Origin of the sequence: Mycobacterium parascrofulaceum ATCC BAA-614 (assembly GCF_000164135.1) — a bacterium.
Lineage (GTDB): Bacteria > Actinomycetota > Actinomycetes > Mycobacteriales > Mycobacteriaceae > Mycobacterium > Mycobacterium parascrofulaceum.
Window position 1 is genome coordinate 50,547 of record NZ_GG770561.1, and the last position, 17,305, is coordinate 67,851.

14 protein-coding genes are annotated in these 17,305 nt (G+C 62.4%); 8 read left to right on the top strand and 6 right to left on the bottom strand.

What is annotated here, in order from left to right; translation table 11 throughout:
• The first annotated feature begins 9 nt into the window (after positions 1 to 9).
• A complete protein-coding gene (locus HMPREF0591_RS27980; protein ID WP_040624275.1) occupies positions 10 to 1,413 on the top strand; it encodes a type IV secretory system conjugative DNA transfer family protein in 1,404 nt (467 codons plus the stop codon).
• 199 nt (positions 1,414 to 1,612) lie between these two features.
• Here the strand turns inward: HMPREF0591_RS27980 and HMPREF0591_RS27985 are convergent, their stop codons facing one another.
• From HMPREF0591_RS27985 to HMPREF0591_RS32675, 3 genes are all read right to left on the bottom strand, one after another.
• Positions 1,613 to 1,891 carry a hypothetical protein gene (locus HMPREF0591_RS27985; protein ID WP_007172162.1) on the bottom strand — a complete coding sequence of 93 codons (279 nt, stop codon included), beginning with the start codon at positions 1,889 to 1,891 and terminating at the stop codon, positions 1,613 to 1,615.
• Positions 1,892 to 1,990: 99 nt separating this feature from the next.
• Complete coding sequence (locus HMPREF0591_RS27990) at positions 1,991 to 2,809, bottom strand: hypothetical protein (RefSeq protein WP_007172163.1); 819 nt, start codon at positions 2,807 to 2,809, stop codon at positions 1,991 to 1,993.
• The gene (locus HMPREF0591_RS32675; RefSeq protein ID WP_073877511.1) at positions 2,799 to 3,182 is read right to left on the bottom strand and encodes a helix-turn-helix domain-containing protein; all 384 of its coding nucleotides are present in this window, start codon (positions 3,180 to 3,182) and stop codon (positions 2,799 to 2,801) included. The genes HMPREF0591_RS27990 and HMPREF0591_RS32675 overlap by 11 nt, the downstream gene beginning before the upstream one ends.
• Positions 3,183 to 3,312: 130 nt before the next feature.
• Here HMPREF0591_RS32675 and HMPREF0591_RS28000 point away from each other — a divergent pair, with 130 nt between their 5' ends.
• The 7 genes from HMPREF0591_RS28000 to HMPREF0591_RS28030 all read left to right on the top strand — a co-directional run bounded on the left by HMPREF0591_RS28000 (position 3,313) and on the right by HMPREF0591_RS28030 (position 12,991).
• Positions 3,313 to 3,759, top strand: a complete 447-nt coding sequence (locus tag HMPREF0591_RS28000) for a hypothetical protein (RefSeq protein WP_007172165.1) — start codon at positions 3,313 to 3,315, stop codon at positions 3,757 to 3,759.
• Positions 3,756 to 4,838, top strand: a complete 1,083-nt coding sequence (locus HMPREF0591_RS32680) for a hypothetical protein (RefSeq protein WP_046182038.1) — start codon at positions 3,756 to 3,758, stop codon at positions 4,836 to 4,838. The genes HMPREF0591_RS28000 and HMPREF0591_RS32680 overlap by 4 nt, the downstream gene beginning before the upstream one ends.
• A 10-nt stretch (positions 4,839 to 4,848) precedes the next feature.
• Complete coding sequence (locus HMPREF0591_RS28010; RefSeq protein WP_073877513.1) at positions 4,849 to 5,772, top strand: conjugal transfer protein; 924 nt, start codon at positions 4,849 to 4,851, stop codon at positions 5,770 to 5,772.
• 61 nt (positions 5,773 to 5,833) lie between these two features.
• Positions 5,834 to 6,124 (top strand): hypothetical protein, encoded by a 291-nt coding sequence (locus tag HMPREF0591_RS28015; RefSeq protein WP_225325409.1) that lies wholly within the window; start codon positions 5,834 to 5,836, stop codon positions 6,122 to 6,124.
• Positions 6,118 to 9,033: an ATP-binding protein gene (locus HMPREF0591_RS28020; protein WP_225325408.1), complete on the top strand. Its 2,916-nt coding sequence runs from the start codon at positions 6,118 to 6,120 to the stop codon at positions 9,031 to 9,033. The genes HMPREF0591_RS28015 and HMPREF0591_RS28020 overlap by 7 nt, the downstream gene beginning before the upstream one ends.
• A 53-nt stretch (positions 9,034 to 9,086) precedes the next feature.
• Entirely contained in the window at positions 9,087 to 11,189 is a 2,103-nt protein-coding gene (locus HMPREF0591_RS28025; protein WP_047323961.1) for a hypothetical protein, read from the top strand.
• Positions 11,186 to 12,991 carry an AAA family ATPase gene (locus HMPREF0591_RS28030; RefSeq protein WP_007172172.1) on the top strand — a complete coding sequence of 602 codons (1,806 nt, stop codon included), beginning with the start codon at positions 11,186 to 11,188 and terminating at the stop codon, positions 12,989 to 12,991. The genes HMPREF0591_RS28025 and HMPREF0591_RS28030 overlap by 4 nt, the downstream gene beginning before the upstream one ends.
• On the opposite strand, the gene HMPREF0591_RS32685 is transcribed toward HMPREF0591_RS28030, so the two are convergent.
• From HMPREF0591_RS32685 to HMPREF0591_RS28040, 3 genes are all read right to left on the bottom strand, one after another.
• Positions 12,981 to 13,154, bottom strand: a complete 174-nt coding sequence (locus HMPREF0591_RS32685) for a hypothetical protein (protein WP_154074410.1) — start codon at positions 13,152 to 13,154, stop codon at positions 12,981 to 12,983. The two genes, HMPREF0591_RS28030 and HMPREF0591_RS32685, sit on opposite strands and share 11 nt — an antisense overlap.
• 553 nt (positions 13,155 to 13,707) lie before the next feature.
• A complete protein-coding gene (locus tag HMPREF0591_RS28035; protein ID WP_007172175.1) occupies positions 13,708 to 15,504 on the bottom strand; it encodes a DEAD/DEAH box helicase in 1,797 nt (598 codons plus the stop codon).
• A gap of 46 nt (positions 15,505 to 15,550) precedes the next feature.
• Positions 15,551 to 17,065 carry a serine/threonine-protein kinase gene (locus tag HMPREF0591_RS28040; protein ID WP_197083339.1) on the bottom strand — a complete coding sequence of 505 codons (1,515 nt, stop codon included), beginning with the start codon at positions 17,063 to 17,065 and terminating at the stop codon, positions 15,551 to 15,553.
• Positions 17,066 to 17,305: the final 240 nt, after the last annotated feature.

The following is a 17,305-nucleotide window of genomic DNA, read 5'->3' on the forward strand; positions in this document are numbered from 1 at the left end:
GATGACGTAGTGGTCAACGAACCGTACACCCCGTACTGCGGCCTCACCTACAATCGCCAAAACGTTGCCGTGCGTGCGGAGACAGCACCTCACATTCTGGTAAGCGCACCAACACGTACGGGTAAAACACGCAGGATTTTGGCCCCGGCGGCGCTCGTGCATCCTGGGCCGGAAGTTTTGGTGTCGTCGAAACCCGACCTGGCAGAGCTTGTTCTAACACGACGCAATATCGGGATTACCGGTGTGATTGATCTGCGGCCTGAGCACACTGAGGTATGGCCGGCCGGGGTTAGGCGTATGGTCACCGACCCGACCCGCACGATCGCCAGCGCCCATGAAGCACTGACCGTTGCTGAGACCATGCTCGCGACCTCGGGCGTGGGTTTCAGTGGCGCATCGGGCGGCAACGCTGTTGCTGCGGGCGGGCTTTGGGAAAGTCAGGCCGCACCGCCGTTGGCATGCCTGCTGTACGCGGCCAGCCCGCAGGGCAACAGTTTGGGAATGCCCTGGGTGCTCGATGCCGTGCAGGATTTCGGTATCGACGAAACCGGCGGCGACCAACCCATCCCCGAGCTCGGACGCCCGTCGTGGCTGACCGCTTACGGGCTTTGCGAACAACCGAAACTCGCGGCCCCGCTGTATTCTGTTATCGCCGGGATGGATTCCCGGCTGCGTGACAGCATCAAGATCACGGTGTCCAAGGCCGTAACACCGTGGCTGCGCTTGGGTTTGAGCGCCGACGAGGGAGCACCGTACTTGAGCGCGGTCGAACGTGTCGCTGTGGAGTCATTCGACGTCCACATGCTTGATGAGCCGGACGCCACATTGTTTGTGATCGCCCCGAACACCGGCTCGGTCGCCGGAGCCGCGGTGGCTCTGATCGATTCCATCGTGCGTCATTTCCGCCGCAAGATGGCCAATCATCAACTGACGCATCCGCTGCTGCTGGAACTCGACGAGGTATGTAACTCATGTCCGTTGCCGGATCTGTTGACCTACGTGGGGGAGTCAGCGGGACTGGGTGTCAACATCTTGGCGACGGTGCAGGCGTCGGCGCATTTCGACGTTGTATTTGGGTCCAAGTACGCTGAAGCGCTGCGGGAGATGTTTCCGGGCACGCTGATCATGTATGGAGCTCACGAGCGCCATTTGCTCGAACAGGCCTCACATTGGCTGGGAGAGACAACCCGACGTACCGAAGCCTATGAGCCCACAGGGGGGAGTCGGGGCCAATCGTCGCAATTCGGCCAGGCGATCGGTTGGCAGGAACTGCTTCCCCAAAGCCGGGAAGAAGCCCAGCTGTTGCAGCGCGGCACGGCTGGCGAGCGAGTTCATATTCCAGACTGGACCGAGTTCCTGGCTCTGTTCGACCAGGCGGTTCAGCGGCGAATCAAAAAGGCGCAGTGGGGTTGACGGGCGGTTGCCGCGACGGGCGCAATCTATGACTGACGCATTGGTCTCGGTGCTCGCGTCCAGCTTCCCAAGTGCGACCGCTGGGCAGCTCCGGGTAGCTGCACCGTGTAATCTGCCTGTGCTGCAACTAATTTGCTGTCGACGCGATCAAGCGTTTCTCGACGCTGGCCGTGTCCGCAGTAGCACTCCAGCTGCGGACCTACCGACGAATGTTGCCCTCACATGACCCTGGGTCCTGACGCGTGTTTTTCACGATATCGCTTGCGTCTGAGGCGATTTGACGCAGGATCTTCAAGAACAGCACTTGCCCGGCCGAGGTGTTGAGATACCACGGCGGATCGCTGAGCATGGCAATGATCTGTTGCCGCATCGCCTCGAGCGACTGCGAACCCGGCGGCGTGTCACAAACCTGGCCAGCTCGCTCGAGCGCGGCTAACACCCGATGCACAACTGCGTCTACGGTCGTACCCCGATCCATACCTTGAACCGTATCTGTGCCGCCACCCCCCGCTCACACCCCAATTTTTGCAAAGCGGTGTAGGCATCAGCGCGCCAGAGTTGGCCCCGAGCAGCGAACTCAGTTCGCGAATAGCTGCATCGAGGTTGACCGGGAGCTGACCGTGTCGAGGTGCTGGTTGGTGGAGCCGAACAGGACGCTGATTGCGCAAATGAGACACCAGATGGAGATCGCTGCGATGACCGCAGTCCCGCCAAGGATGGGGACCCAGTGGATAGGTGGTGGGGTTCGCCGGCGCGCGTGCAGGGATGGCGGTATGCGGCGGGCGGAGCCCGGTTCGGGGAGTGGATCTAAGACGGTGGTGATGGGCAGCGTCGGCCCGAGAATGAGGTCGTCGTCAACCTCGACAGCTTGGGGTGTCAGTGGCCACCAGTCGCTGGATCCTTCCACGGCTAGCCAGCCTTCGAGGACCCCGCAGACGGCTGCGGTGAGCAGGGTTGCGGGCAGTTGTGTTAGAAGCCAGGGGATGATCAGCTCGCCCCAGAGACTAGGGGAGGGGTTATAGAACGGCAAGGGCAGCGCTGCGAGCGCGGCGCCCCAGAGCAGTGCCGGTATCGGGTAAGCGCGGAGCCGCTCGGGGATGAGCGTGACGATTAGTCCGTAGGCGAGTTTGCCGGCCAACCAGCCCAGCGGCGCGATGGCCGCACAGGTTAGCACCAGTGCGACTTCAAATGATCCGCTGGCTGAGGTGGCGGAGCGCATCGGTAGTGGCAGGGCGACGACGTCGTCGTGTGGGTCGGGTCGGGCACCAACATGGCTGCGTGTGCGAGCGCGAATCTTTTTGGCGAGCAGCTCGGCGCGACGCTTTTGGAAGACAAATATCCCAGCGTGTGCGGCTATCCATGCTCGGCGTTGGTCGTCGAAAATGTCAGCGGGCATGCTCGGCCGGGTCCCGGCTTGTCAGGAGTTCGGTGAGCAGCTGACGGGCGTCGGCCAAGATTGAGTGGCATTGCTCGACGAGGCCTTCGACGGCGTGCAAAACGGTGTGTACGTGGGTGTCTTGGGGCGGTGGTGTGGCTGGGACCCCGCCGTCAAGGATCGCCCTTGACGACCCGTGGGCCCACCCGAGCGCCTCATCGAGTCGGGCCAGCGTGGCCAGCGACATGGTGCGTGAGCCGTTACTGGATTTGTGCAGTGTCGAGCGGTTGGGTCCGCCGCGGCGGGCCAGTTCGACACGGGACATGTGCAGGACCGCCAGCCGTTCAGAGACGAAGTAGTCGAGTCGCGCTGGCCCATCATTAGGTGCAATCACGCCCACAAAACTACCTAAACGCAACCATTATCGTCTAACCATGTGGACAACCTTGCCTATTACCGCTTACGGTTGCGTGCATAGGCGCCCACCCGATTTAGCGGCGCCGAGACGACGAAGGGACACCGCGATGAAGGGGCTTGTGGCGACGGCCGCAGTGCTGATGACAGTCATCGCCGCGATCGTGTTGGCGATCGTCGAACTGCTCATCAAACTCGCTCCGTTGCTGGTCGCGGCGGCGTGCTTGTGGGGAGCGGCCAAGCTAATAGGCGCACACCGCGCCCGAGGGGCGGCCGACGAGGAGCGTCTTAAGCAGGACTGGAGCCGGACCGCTCCCCAAGGCCCACCGCAGGCGGCGCCATCCACACCGCTGCCGCCGGTAATTGCTCATCGCGAACGCATGTATGTGGTGCGCGGTGAGGACACCGGCTTGGCCTCTGACCGCGACGACGGCTATGTCAAGGTTTCGGCGACGGCATTGCCGCGTGTGCAGCGTTTGCCGGCCACCTACCATCACCGGCGCAAATTCACGCCGCGCCGGGCTAGCGGGCACCGTTCGGGGCGGCGGCGGCCGTGAGCTCGGTTTCTGATCAGCAATGGCTGCGTCAGATTGGGGTGAATCTCGACGCCGATGCAGAACACGACCAAGACACCCTCGACAGCGGCGCGGCCGGGGAGTCAGCCGACGAGCATCCCGATGATGATGGCGCGATCAGCGACAACGACGCCGCACCCTTCGGCGAGGATCAAAGTGCCGACGCCTTTGCGGGTGCGTTCGTTTCCGACGGCGACGACCACACCGACTCGGCAGAAAACGAAAGCCCCGGTGCCGACGCTGATTTAGATCACGAGGCGGAGCGGCGTACGCGCCGATTTACGCCGTGGGTACTCGGCGCGTTCGCTGGCGTCGTGTTGTTGGCAACGGTGATAACCACGCTGGGCGTCACACTCTCAGGTCCCGACAACCCTTCGCCGAGTCTGCGCCAGCACGCAGTCAAATCGGGCCCCGCACCGACAATGGCGGCAGCACCAGCGCCGACTCCTGCTGATGGCGGCGATCACCCACTGCCGTTTACCGCCTCAGCCGACTGCCCGGCGGGCGCCTCAACTTCGGCGAAATCGATTGCCGATCCCGACAAGCCATCGCCGTGGATCTGCGTGCGGCATACGGATGGACAACCGCTCTATATCACGCTCGGGCCCGCCGGAATCGAACGCGCTTACGTGATCACGGCGGTCAGTATCGTGCCGGGGGATACTGCTGCGGCCCAGGGGTCCGGCGGTGACCCATGGCTACAGCATCGGGTGGTCACGTTGCTGCAGTGGCAGTTCAATGACACTGCGCACACGGTCGTCGACCAGGACACCGGCAATGCTCACGGCGAAGCGGTCAAACTGATTCCCGGGATCAGCGCCTCAAAAATCACTGTGATCATTCGGCACACCAGCCGTCCGGTCGCAGCCCCCCAGCCCAGCGTGTCGGCCCCAGACGGCGGACCGTTCGGCGGAATCCTGGGTGGGCCCACCCCGGCCACCGGCCCGGAACCGACCAACGGGCCTGACCCGACCGGCTTTGGGTCGGGACACGACACCGATCCCAGTGATGGAACCTTCGCGGTGTCGAGCATCAAAGTCATTGGGCACCAGGCGACATGAGGACGATGTGGTGAGAATCAGCAACGTATGGAAGAAGCGCATCACGGTGCTGGGCCACAGCGCCGGCCGGGTCGCTCTTGTGATTCTTGTGGCCAGTTCGTCCATCAACGGTATCGCCCTGCTGTGGGGGTTTGTCTTTCCCCCTGAACCAGCACCAGTGGCGGCGGTGGCCCGCGACGTGATCAACGAGACCGATCCCGTGAAGGCTTTCGCCGTGAATTGCGTGAAAGGGCTACTTGTCGGAACCACCTCGGGTGCTTCGAATTTGACACGCTGCTTTCCCGGGGGACAAAAGTACGAGTTGCCCACGACATCGTCGATGACGGTGTCGAACCCGGCGGCGTGGGCATCTAAGCGCAAGACCTCTTCCAACGACATCGTGCTCTATAGCGTGAAGGTTCAAATCGACGAACTGCCCTACCCGTCGGCGCCGCCGACGACGGCTTTCTACCAGCTGCCGGTGGCGGTATACCGGGATATGGGCATTCAGGCTCTTGATCGGATCAGCAGAGTCGATATGCCGCCTCCGGGAGCCTATGTGCCGCTGGGCTATTCAGCACCAATCGCTGCCAACAGCCCACTTTTTACGATGCTGTCTGGGTTTGCGACGTCGTTTTTAACCACCTCGGGTGGACTGGAACGGTTTATCACCACCGACTCGGGCATCACAGCCGTAGGGTCGTACTCCTCGGCCACAGTGACTGCTGCTCAGGCCGACAACACTCCACCCGATGCTCCCTCCGATAACAACGAATTAGCCACGCACATCGATGTTTCGGCGCGCCGATCCGATTACACCCTCGTATCGCTGTCTTATTCCCTGACGCTGCGTTCGGTGGGCGGCACCTGGTTTGTTGCCCAGATCGACGCGATCCCGCTGTTGGCTGACGCGACACCGACACCGGTGCCCACCACGGCGGTAGCACCGCACTGACCATCACTCACGTTGAGAGAAAGAGGGATTGATCATGATTAGACAGCTAACATTACAGACGTTGGCTACCCACACGACAAATGTGGCTGCCGGGGCCGGCGTGATCAACATGAGCCACGAAGTGCTTTACATCATCGTCGCAGTCGGCGGCACATACTTCCTGGGCAGCGGCATCGTGCGCGGTATGAGAGACCATTGGAAGCGCGGCACCGGTGCCGGATTGTCGGCAATCGCCGGCGGGGTGGCTCTTGCAGTTGTCGTAGCCCACATCGTCGGGCTGTATCAGCGCGGTAACCAGGAATTTGAGCACCTGCCCGGCAGCGTTGGCCACTCCAATACCCGCGGATGGTGACCACCGGCCCAGTTGCCCCACCACGGCCCGTCGACAAGGCCGAAGCGTGGTCGGGCATCCGCGACATCGACATCCAGATCGGGGAAGCCGCTCCCGGGCAGGAATGGCCCGGCGGGCCCTACCGCGGGGTGGAATGGGTGGCCATTGCCGCGATCGCGGGTCCCACGCTGCTATGGGTCGACAGCCAGCCCGCCGGAACCACGCTTCCGGTCCTCGCCGGCGGGGTGGTGCTCTGTGTGGTGACCGTTGGGCTGATGCGGCTACTTTTGCCCAAGGGACGTCCATCTCTTTCAGCACGTCTCGTTTTTGCCCGCAACACTATTCGGCCACCTCACCTGATCACCTCGCAGCCTCGTGCCGCTGAGAGGAAGCTGCGTGTTGACTCCAGTTTTGACCCTCCTGAACGTGTCGAGGACAATCTGGTCTTCACCGGCGGAGGCGTCTATGCCGAATTCTTGATCGATGGTTTGTCGGTCAATATGCGCTCGCTTGACGTCCACCGGCGAGCCGCCAGGCTGACGCGGAACTTGGGGCGCTACCTGCCCTCAGGCTCGCAAGTGCGCGGGTTGCTGGTCGCCGAGGACCAAAACGCCATCATGCGGGCAATGGTGGGTCCGCACACCAACAAGTCGACATGGATTGGGCAGTGCAAGCACTGGGTCCCAACTATCGCCCAAGCGAACAAGTGGATCACCAAGGGATATCGCGGTCCCGTGCGCCCACGGTTTTGGCTAACGGTGCCAGTCGATGCTGGCACCGCGGGACGCACACCGCTCGGACAGGGCAGGCGGGCTTGGGACTGGGTCAGCGGGCGTGACAAAGACTCAAGCACATCGATTCAGCACTACGCCAGTGTTGCCCGCCAGATCTGTGGTGCCCTACCTGATGAGTTTCACGTTCGCGCGGCTAGTCCAGCGCAAATCCATTGGTATCGGCGACATCGCGCCATGCTCGGCGTCATCCATGAGCCGATGCCAGCGGCCAGCACGGGGCCGTCCTCACTGAGCGCTCACGATTTCCCTACCATCGCTTTCGATGAAGGCGACAACGCCGGGCGGCCATGGTGGCGACCCAGTTTCAAAGCCTTGGTTCGCGTCTATGATCCCCACGAGCCCACCTGCAGATCGAGCTACCAGTCGTTTTTGACCGTCGAGCACTTCCCGGAGACAGGCCTGGCCTTTCCACGCGCTTCGTATCTGAATGCGCTGCTCAACGTGAACACCCAGGCCAGTATTGAGTGGACCCAACATATTTACATTCGCACACCCCAGGATGCGCAAGCCCGCAATTTCCGCTACACCAAAAACATCAAAGACCAGATGCGTCAGCGTGGTCACCGCGGAGCTGAAAACGACGAATTGCCAAGGAAGCTAGCGCGCACGCGGGCCTACACATCGCATCTGAACGGCAATCCCGCCGAACGCGAGCTTGACCACACGGTGATGATTGCGGTCGGTGCCGACTCACCGCGGGTCTTGGAGGATGCGGTCAAACAGGTCCGCCAGGAGCTTGACACAGTCGGCATCGCTGTCAAACGCCACCGTGGCGCCCAGGCGTTGCTGTGGAAGGCATTCAATACCGGAAGTGAAAACACCTGCCCGCTCGATGAATTTCGCAATCCCACCAGCGCACATAAGTGGTCGCTGTTCTTGCCGCTGATTTCGGGCCGCGTGGGCAACGTCAAGGGCAGTGCGCTGGCCATCGACCAGACCACGATGCGACCGGCGATCATCCTTCACGATCCCGAGGGAACTGCGCGCCGAAACAAGAACACCGGGCTGGCCGTCGTCGGCGATCCCGGCGGCGGGAAGTCCAACCGCACCAAACTCTCGGCGTATGAACTGATCCTGCGTGGCGGACGCGTTGTGGTGTTCGAGCCAGACACAATCGCTGAATGGAAGCAGGCCCTCACACCCATCGAGGGTGTACGGTTCATCGACCCGACAACGCCGCAGTACTTGTATGACCCGCTGGTGATCTTCCCAGCGCACCTGGCAGGGCGCATCGCGGCCTCGCACATCCTGCCCTGGATTGGGCTGTCTTATGACAGCCTGCTTGCCAAGCGTTACCGACGTTTGGTGCGACCGGAAACCCGGGCCAGGCAAGGGATTACGAGCCACCGCACACTGCTGGACTATCTGCGTTCACAGCCGGACGCCGACAACGACGAGTTGCTGCTGCGCTTAGAAACAGCCCAGGAGGATTTTCCCGGGCTTTTCGATGACCACTTGCCGCCCTACCGGCCAGAAGACTCCCCGGCCACGGTCTACCTGACCGGCAACCTGGGCTTGCCCAGCACCGAGGATCTCACCAACGCCGATCTCTACGCGAAACTGTCGGGGACCCAGCGCGCCGGAATGGCTATCTATGGCCTGCTCATTGAGCTAGAGCAGCGATACATGTTCGACCGCCTCGACGTATTCGACGTCATGATCTTCGAGGAGTGCGCCGAACTGCTTGCCTTTCCCACCACGGCACGCATTGCGCACAAATTCACTCGGCGGGGCCGTAAGCACGCGAGTGGAATCTGGTTCATCACACAGGATTTCAGGGACCTTGCCCGCATGGGGGATGAGTTTGTCACACAAAAATGGATCTTTCGTGTTCAAGACCCTGAACTGGCCTACGCGACACTGAAGTGGGCGCGCATCGACCCAGAAATGTATCCAGAGCTTGTCAGCGCACTAAGCGAGGACACCAGTCCTGGCTCCACCGCTGATGAAGACGTGTTCTCTGATCGCGGGGAATGGGGCGGCTACGCCACCGAGGCCGGGGCGGTCGATCGTGCCCGACTCGGCGAGGGATTCTTAGTCGACGAACTTGGACGTCCCGCACGCGTTCAATTTTTCGGCGCGCCAACCGAAGAGCAGGCACGCGCATTCGATAGCACCGCATCGGTGATCGCATGACTGCCAGCGATTCCCTCGCAGTCTGGCTAGTTGAGCACCCACGGTTGCGCCGCGTGATCGGCGCGATGACAGGTGTCTACGTGCTGTGTCTGTGGGCGGTGGTGGCCGCACCTAAAGCCTCGGCGGCGGTGGGTGCCGCTGCTCTGGGGTGGACGGGACTGCATGACTTGGACAACGTGCCGATCGCTGACTACTTCCTCTCGATGGTCGATACCACCGAAGCCACCTTCAACAACGGCCAACACGTCAGCGCGTTCGATCCCGAATCGTGGGGGTCGTGGATCGTCAAAGCCACCCAAACCGCGATCGCGCATACCACCGCAGCCTGGTGGCTGACCAATGAAGCTGCTCTTGTCGTATTCGCTATCGGGATTGCGCTGTGGCTTCTGCGATTTGCAATGTCGAGCTCGTGGCTCTTGGCCCTCGTTCAAATCGGGCGCCCCGTTTTCGCTACAGTGAACATGCTCGTCAACCAGATGTGGCTGGGGCCATTGGCGGTCGCGGTTTGTGTGGTGTTGGCGGGGTATCACCAACAGCGAGGGCGGCCGGCCCAGGCCCGCAATCTGCTAGGCACCGCCGCGGTGCTAGCTGCATTGGTGTGGACGGTCTTTCGTGACCCCATTGACGATCTAGTCAGCGATCACGGCCTGCTGGGCATGGGTCGAGCGACAGGCTTTCAGATCGCCCAGGACGCCCGCCAGAGTTCGTACGCTCCGGGCCAGTCATTGGATACCCAGCTCGACGCCCTGCTGGCGCAGCTGGTGTCTTCGACGGCGCGACCAGCTCTACAGTTACAGAACTTCGGCATGGTCGTTGATGATGTGGGCACCTGCCGCCAGGCCTGGTCCCAGGCCATCTTGGCCGCGCATAGCCAAGGTCCTGGACCGGCGCACGCGATGGCCGGATGCGGTGCTCCCCAAGCCTTGGCGCACGCTCAACAATTGGGGGCCAACGACTTTGTGCTGGGGCTGGTGTTCTTGTTCGCCGCGTTTTGGATCGGCCTGTTCATCTGGTACGTCGGGGTGAGCACGTTGCTGGTCGGTGCCAAAGCCACCTACTACTGCATCGTGGTGGTTCCCGCGGCGATGGTCGGCATGAGCGGTTGGCAGCGCGGCAAGAAATACGCGGTGCGCTGCGTCTCGCAGGTGTTGTTGCATGGCGTCGAGATGATGATCTTCACTGTCTTTTTGGCGTTGAGTGCGGTCGGGATGGGGTGGGCGCTCACCACGCCGCAACTGGGGCATGGCGCCACCGCGGTCCCGCGCCTGTTGTTGGTGAGCCTGGGTTCGGTCGTAGGCATCTTCTTGTTCCATTACATCGACAAGCATTTCTACACAGACAGTTTGGGCACGATCGCCCACCACATCACTGGGGCGTGGTGCTCCACAAGCGGCGCTGTGCGCGATGAGTACAACGATTACGCCGAGGCGGGACGCAAAGCGCGCGGGCTGTTTCGACGGGTCGCGCGACGCGGCGATAGCGATGGCGCCGGCGACGATGACGGTTCTAACGGCGACGCCGACACCTCAACGCCGGGGTTCGATGCGGTCAAACCTCGGCCCAGCCGGATGCGCGGTGAGGAGGAGACCACGGCGACCCGGACGACCGGGGCCACCACCACCCGGATGGCAGCAGAAAAGGCCGGGGCGAGCGAGGCCGCGGCGACCGCAGGTGGACATGCCGCGGCTGCGGCAGCAGAGGGGGCCGGCGCCACAGCGGCAGAAGGCGCCGCCGCGGCCGCCGCGCCAGAGGTGGTGATTCCCGCCGTCATCACCGAAAAGACCGTCCAGCACATCCGCGGACACCACCACCGCAACGGCTCAGACCCCGGGTCCCAACAAGGCGTCCCGGACAGCGACACCAGCCCGCACCTGGCGGCGTCCAATGCCCTCAGCAACGGCCAGCCAGGGGAACCAGATCAAGGCGAGGTGGCGCCGATGGCCGGCTCAGATGGGCTGCCATCGCTACCGAGCCATCCGCGCCGCCCGGCCCAGGGCGTGGGTCGCCACCAGGCGCCCCCGTCGGCAACCCCTGATGAGGACCCCGGCCTGCCGCTAGATACATCATCTGAGCAGCAGCGATCGTTCGAGCTGTCTGAGTCGCCCGTAGAATTTCCGTCACCACCTCGACCACGAGCAAGGGACTATCACCAGTGAGTGCCCGTGACTATTTCGACATCGGGATTAGCCGCCTGGGCTTCGGTGGGCCCGTGGCCGATCACGCGGGAGCGCGCGAAGCCTTCACGCAGGCCACCGACATGGATCCCGGCATGTGCGACGCGTGGATGGGGTTGGCGGTTGCTGGCGACGTCAGCCTTAACACCATGCGCGGCGCATATGATGCGCTATCGACTTTGCATCGCGAAACGCGTCGGATTGGCCTGGCAGATTCTGCGCTAGCGCCAACCGTGTCTACGCCATTCCTCATTGACCTTTACCCGCACACTCCGACCGGGATCACCATCGCCTACGCGGCGACACTTGTTAGCCAAGGCGACTACGACCAGGCCGAAAAGATCCTCGACGGGGTTGACCTCACCGTCGAGCCCGCGCAAGCGCAGATACACCGGTTCATCGGGGCCACAATGTTTTTCCTGACGCGCCGCTGGCCAGACTTGTTGACGTGGACCTCGCAGGCCTCGTCGAGCAGCGGTGGAATCGTGGAGGCCGCCACACGGCTGCTCAAAGGAATCGCCCAAACCGGGCTGGGACAGTTCGAGGCGGCGCTGGCCACATTGACATCCGTCGTGACGCAGGCCGACCAGGCCAAGCTCGACCAGAGCGGCATCGATACCTCGCACCTGCTGGCCGAGGCGGCCGTATATCGCGGCTTGTGCCACCGCGCGTTGGGGGACGAGGCCGCCGCCCGCAAAGAGTTCAGCGCAGCCAGCGTAGACGGTCAACTGCGCCCGGACGCCGCCGCCGCGCTCGATGACCCCGGCTACGGCGTCACCGTCACGACCCCAGACGTGATTGCCGCCCGGTCCAATCGGTGGGACCCGGATTCTGGACCGAGCGTGGCCGACCTGCGCAGAGCCCGGCAACGCAAGGAAGCCGTACGTGTGCTGGAGCGCGCCGAACGCGAACTCGACGAATTCATTGGGCTCCGCCGCGTCAAAGAGCATGTCAAGGAACTCAAGTTCGTCAAGGTCTACGACCAGAAGATGGCCGAGCGCGGCGTCCAGATCGGTGAGCGCGACACCTTGCACATGACTCTGGTCGGCCCGCCGGGGACCGCGAAAACCTCGATAGCACGGCTGATTTGCGAGATGTATTTCGGCCTGGGCATCCTCGAATCGCCAGAATTCATCGAAGTCTCCCGCAAGGATCTTGTCGACGAGCACATCGGTGGCACCGAGAAGAAAACATCAGCGATCTTGCAAGCTGCCAAAGGCTGTGCACTGTTCATCGACGAGGCACCCGAACTCTACAAACCGGATAATGAGCGCGATTTCGGCCACATCGCCGTTGACGTCATCATGAAGTGGGCAGAAGACCATCGCCACGACACAATGATCGCCATGGCTGGCTACGCCAGCCCAATGAACCGGCTTTTGAGCGCTAACCCGGGACTGCGGTCACGGTTCCCGTTCCAGCTCGAATTCACCTCCTGCGACACCGACGACCTGGTACGGATCGCTGAGCTGTTCGCAGCGCGGTTCCATGTGGCCATCGAACCCTCCGCTCTTTCGCGCTTCAGCAGCAACGCTGAGTGGCTATGCAACACGCCAAGTACACGCCCCGGTGAACCACACATGCTCATCGATGTCGCCGCCAACGGCCGGTTCGCCCGAACCGTCATTGAACAAGCCCTGCGCAAAGCCAAAGCCCGCATCGCAGCGGACCCGACGGTGGACTTGCTCACCGCCGACCTGAGCAGCATTAGCACAATCACGCTGGCAGACATGGACGCTGCCCTCACCGACGTCCTGGCGGCCTTTGAGCTCGTCACGCCCTAAGCCCATCGTGGGCGCTGAAATGCGGATCGTTGTAGGCCACACTGATGCTGGGGATGCTGTCCAGGTGGACGTGGGTCAGCATGGCCTCGTGGTGGTCGCCGGCCGTGAGCTCGTCGGTGCGACGTTCATCGACTACCTCGCACTTGGCTGCATCCGCTATCACACCTGGCGATCTAGATGTCTGGGTAGTCCGGTCGGGCCTGCCCGAGCCGGGCGCGGCAGCCGCAGCCTTCGAAGAACTGCAGCAACAACTGCCCACCTCGGACCTTCAGATCGTCTACGACGATATGAGTCGCGACCGTGACCGCTTCGACGCTCTCACAATGCTTTCCGCGCTGCCGAGAGTCGCGACTGCGATGGGACCTGTGGTCGACGAGCCCGACATCACGGACTACCGCCTTGGCACGCCAGAACCATCGGAGGTCTGTAAGGCTGTCCCCGACGATTAGAGAGGTGGACGGGATCCTGAGTGCGACTCTGGATGTCAGCTGCTTGGCGGGGTTGTTCGCCCGAGCTCTTCTTCAAGGGCAGACAGCTGTTGTCGGGCGGTGTTGATGAACGTTCGAGCGCAATCGCTGCAGTAGTGGGCAGTGTCACGGTCGACCTTGACGATAAGTATCGGGTCGCCCTTATTGAGCACGTGGTTTTTGTCTGACCGACACGGGTGCCGTCGTCCTGCCGTGCCAATCGACAGCGTTCGCAGCAGTGAGCGGGGCTTACCCATGTCGCAGTTCCTCCTCGACCGCAGCAACGATCTGAGGCAACCGCGCGATGAGGTAGTCGCAGTCGTCCGCGGTGTAATCCTTCCTATTGGTGGCACCGCTGGGAACCATTGTCTTGATCCGCCTGTCGATGGCCGATTTCACGGTGACGAAGTTCTCCCGGGTGCGGTCCAGCTCGCGGCCAACGCGATTGAGGCTGTGTTTGGCCAGAAACTTGCCAGCCTCGTTCTTCACCAAATCGTCGAGCAGGGTCTTTTTGGATCGACGTGTCTGTTGTTTGGTGGGCTGGACGCGTTGTAGCTGATCGAATTTGACTCCGGTGTCGATACCCTTTTCCTTGAGCACGGTCAGGGCCTGCGCAACATCTGGGTCGGCGCTGAGGGCGATCAGGGTCAGGTTTTCGAGTTGGATGTCGGCCTGGCCAGTGATCACCGGCAGCGGAGCGTTCTGGCCACCTCCAGGTGGGGGTTCGCGAGTGGGCAGGGGTTCAACAACGGTCTCGTCGATGAGCTGCGCGAAGAACTCTTGGTCTGCTTCGGCGAACTCCTGGAAGTCGTTCCAGACCCCGGTGATGTTGCCGCCGACGTGAAAAACGACGACGCCATCGTTGACGGCATCGAAGGGGTCAACATCTGGAATCACCCGCATGATGCGCCCCACGAACTGCATGAAAGGGCTGAGGTTGTTGAAGATGCTGAAGACAGCGGCGACGCTGAGATACGGGTGGTCGTATCCTTCACCGAGTTTGCGCACCTGTACGATCACGTCGAGTTCGTGGTTCTCCAACCGCTGGTAAACTCGCTCGTTCGCTTTGCTCTTGCCTTCGATCAGGCTGTGAACGAAGTCGGCGCGGAGCCCCAGTTCGCGGAACTTGGCGACGACCTGTTTGCAGTGCTCCATGTTCAACGCCGCCGCAATGATCTTAAGCCTGGCCTCGCCGGTCTTTTCCCGCAGCTCGAACAATTTCTGGCGGGAGGCCTCGGCGATGGTGGTGAGGGTGGCGTCTGAGCTCACGACGCTGCGCCGGAAGCCTGCGTCGCGCTCGCCGAGGCGGCGGACCTCTTCCAAGGACACCTCGACTTCGGTGTTGTCGTCAGGGCGCCGGACGTAGTGCAGCGTGGTCGGGTTGAGGCGGTAGCCGTTGATGCGCTTGACGTATCCCTTCTCCACCGCGCGAGAGATGGGGTAGCTGTAGATGATTTCACCGGCCATGATTCGCCCGTCGGCACGACCGGGGGTGGCGCTCACGTTCACGATGCGTGCGTCCGGGAAGTGCCGCCGCAGAGTGTCCCAGCTCTCGGCCACGTTGTGATGGCCTTCGTCGAACATGATCAGATCGAAGAAGTCGGCAGGAAGCTTTGCAAGCCAGGTGTTTTCGGCTCGCTGGAGCTGATGAATATTCGTCACCACGATGTCAGCCACTTCGAGATCGGTGACGTTGGTCGACGTGCCTCGGATTTCTGCGGGCTCTGGGAACGGCGCGGAGTCCAACACTTTGCGCTTAAGGTAGAAGAACTTCGGGTCGCTAGGTGTCAGATCCTTCAGCAGCTGGTCGGCGATCTTGAGGTTCGGTGCGACCAGCAGTGCGCGGTGAGACTGTGCGGCGAACGGCGTGAGAGCCAGGAGGCCTGACTTCCCGCAGCCCACCGGCAGCACGACGGAGACTTCGCGGCCCTCGGGAGCGTCGAAGTCGTGCCCGGTGAGCGTTTCGTATGCCTCGATCTGCGGCTCGCGCAAGGACGCATTGCCCGTCACGGTGGGTCGCAGGGTGACGTACTGGTCGATTTTCATAAAGCTACCCCTTTTGTGGAAAACGTTGTCGGCAAGGCGATCTGGTTCAGGATGCGGAACTCTTCGGAGGCCGCAGCTTCTCGACGCCGCTACGGATCGCGGGGGGCAGCGTGCGGATCGCGAAATCGCTGATCGACCACTCGACGTCATCGGCGTCGGCCGCCCGCAACGCTTCCACTGCTGCCGAGGCCATCTCGTCAGACTTGACCTCCTGCAGGATCTTGACCAGGACGTCACGCACGTGCCACCGGTTGTGGCGGGGCCCCAGCGACGCGAGCGCGCCCACGCTCATCCGCATCACGCTGGAGTCCTTCGTCTCGGCCACGACAATGCGGGTGAAGTCAGCCAGCACGTCGCAGTACTCGAACGAGAAGTTCCCATGCCTCAGAAAGTCGGTGAACCGCTGGTAGACGCGCTGGAACGCGCCCCGCTGTTCGCTCCAGAGGAATTTGACGGACCCTCGAGTGCACCAGGGCAGCACTCGGGTCAGCACGTGCATGTCGTCGTGGCTGGACTCATCCAACGCGGCTGCCCACTCGATCATCTCGATCAAGTCCGCGTCGGCGACCGACGGACTGCGCATGCGGTCCTGCAGGCGCTCCGCTGCCTCTTCCTTCGACTCGTTGGCCACGTATTCCTCGTGTGCATCAACAGCACGCTCGAGTGCATTCATGAAGTGCTCGATCGACTGGTAACGGCGATCAGGCGAGTTGGCGATCGCGGTCTCGATGACAGGTCGCAGCGGGCCGGGCTCCACCTCGTTGTTCACTGGGAAGTCCTGAGTCACGAGCTCCTGCAGGATCTTGCCCAGACCGTAGATGTCGGAACGGTGGTCGGCGCTTCGGGCCCGTTGCCACTGCTCCGGTGCTGTGTAGACCCACGTGCCCAACCCTTGTCGCAGCGTTGAGGTCAGCGGGTCGGTGTGCCGCTCGGCCTCAACGGCAAGCCCGAAATCCGATACCGCCCAATCGCCGTTGCTCAGCCGCAAAACGTTGGCCGGCTTGAGATCTCGGTGATAGATGCCCCGATCATGGACGTAACCGAGCCCCGTGCAGATCTGACGCATGATGTCGACGATCAATCGCGCTTGGCCGCCCACCGTGTCGACGTAGTCGGTCAGGCTGCCCTGCGCCAACGGCATCGCATACCAGATGTTGTCGTCGTCGGTCTCGCCGTGGGCAAGCACCGAAATAACGTTGGGGTGGTGCAGGTCTTCGAGGAGCCGAAGCTCACGCCGAAACCTCTTGATGGCTTCGGGGTCAACCGCGACGGTGTCCTTCAGCACTTTGACGGCGACCAGTTCGCTGGTCTTGCGGTCGGTGGCACGGAAGACGTCGGCGAAGCCGCCACCACCGATCCGAGCGTGTTCCAGCAGGAATCGCCCACCCAGCGTGCGGGTCTTCTCGTCCGACTTCGGCCTGCCGGCCTTGGTCTGACGGAGGCCTGAGCTGTTCCATCCAGCGACAACATCGAGGTCCCAGATAGGGCCCTGCGCAATCTCCCCCACCGCGTCGGGGAAGTCGTTTCGCTGCCGCAGTGTCGCGATGCGCTGAGTGCTCACGCCGAGCTCCTCGGCCACCTCCGATATTCCGCCAAGACGCACGGTTGCCTCCAGAAATAGTTGTTCTCAAATCAAGTATAACACCGAATTGGTTGTGGTTGGCTCAACTATTTATCGCGTCGTCGCCGAGCGGCGACAAAACCGGTTGCCCACGTCCGCGCGTCGTAGCACGGTGGGGACGACGACGAGTCGGTAATTTGGCTGCGAGAGACCCCGAACGGAACGGATCCCTGTTCTAAG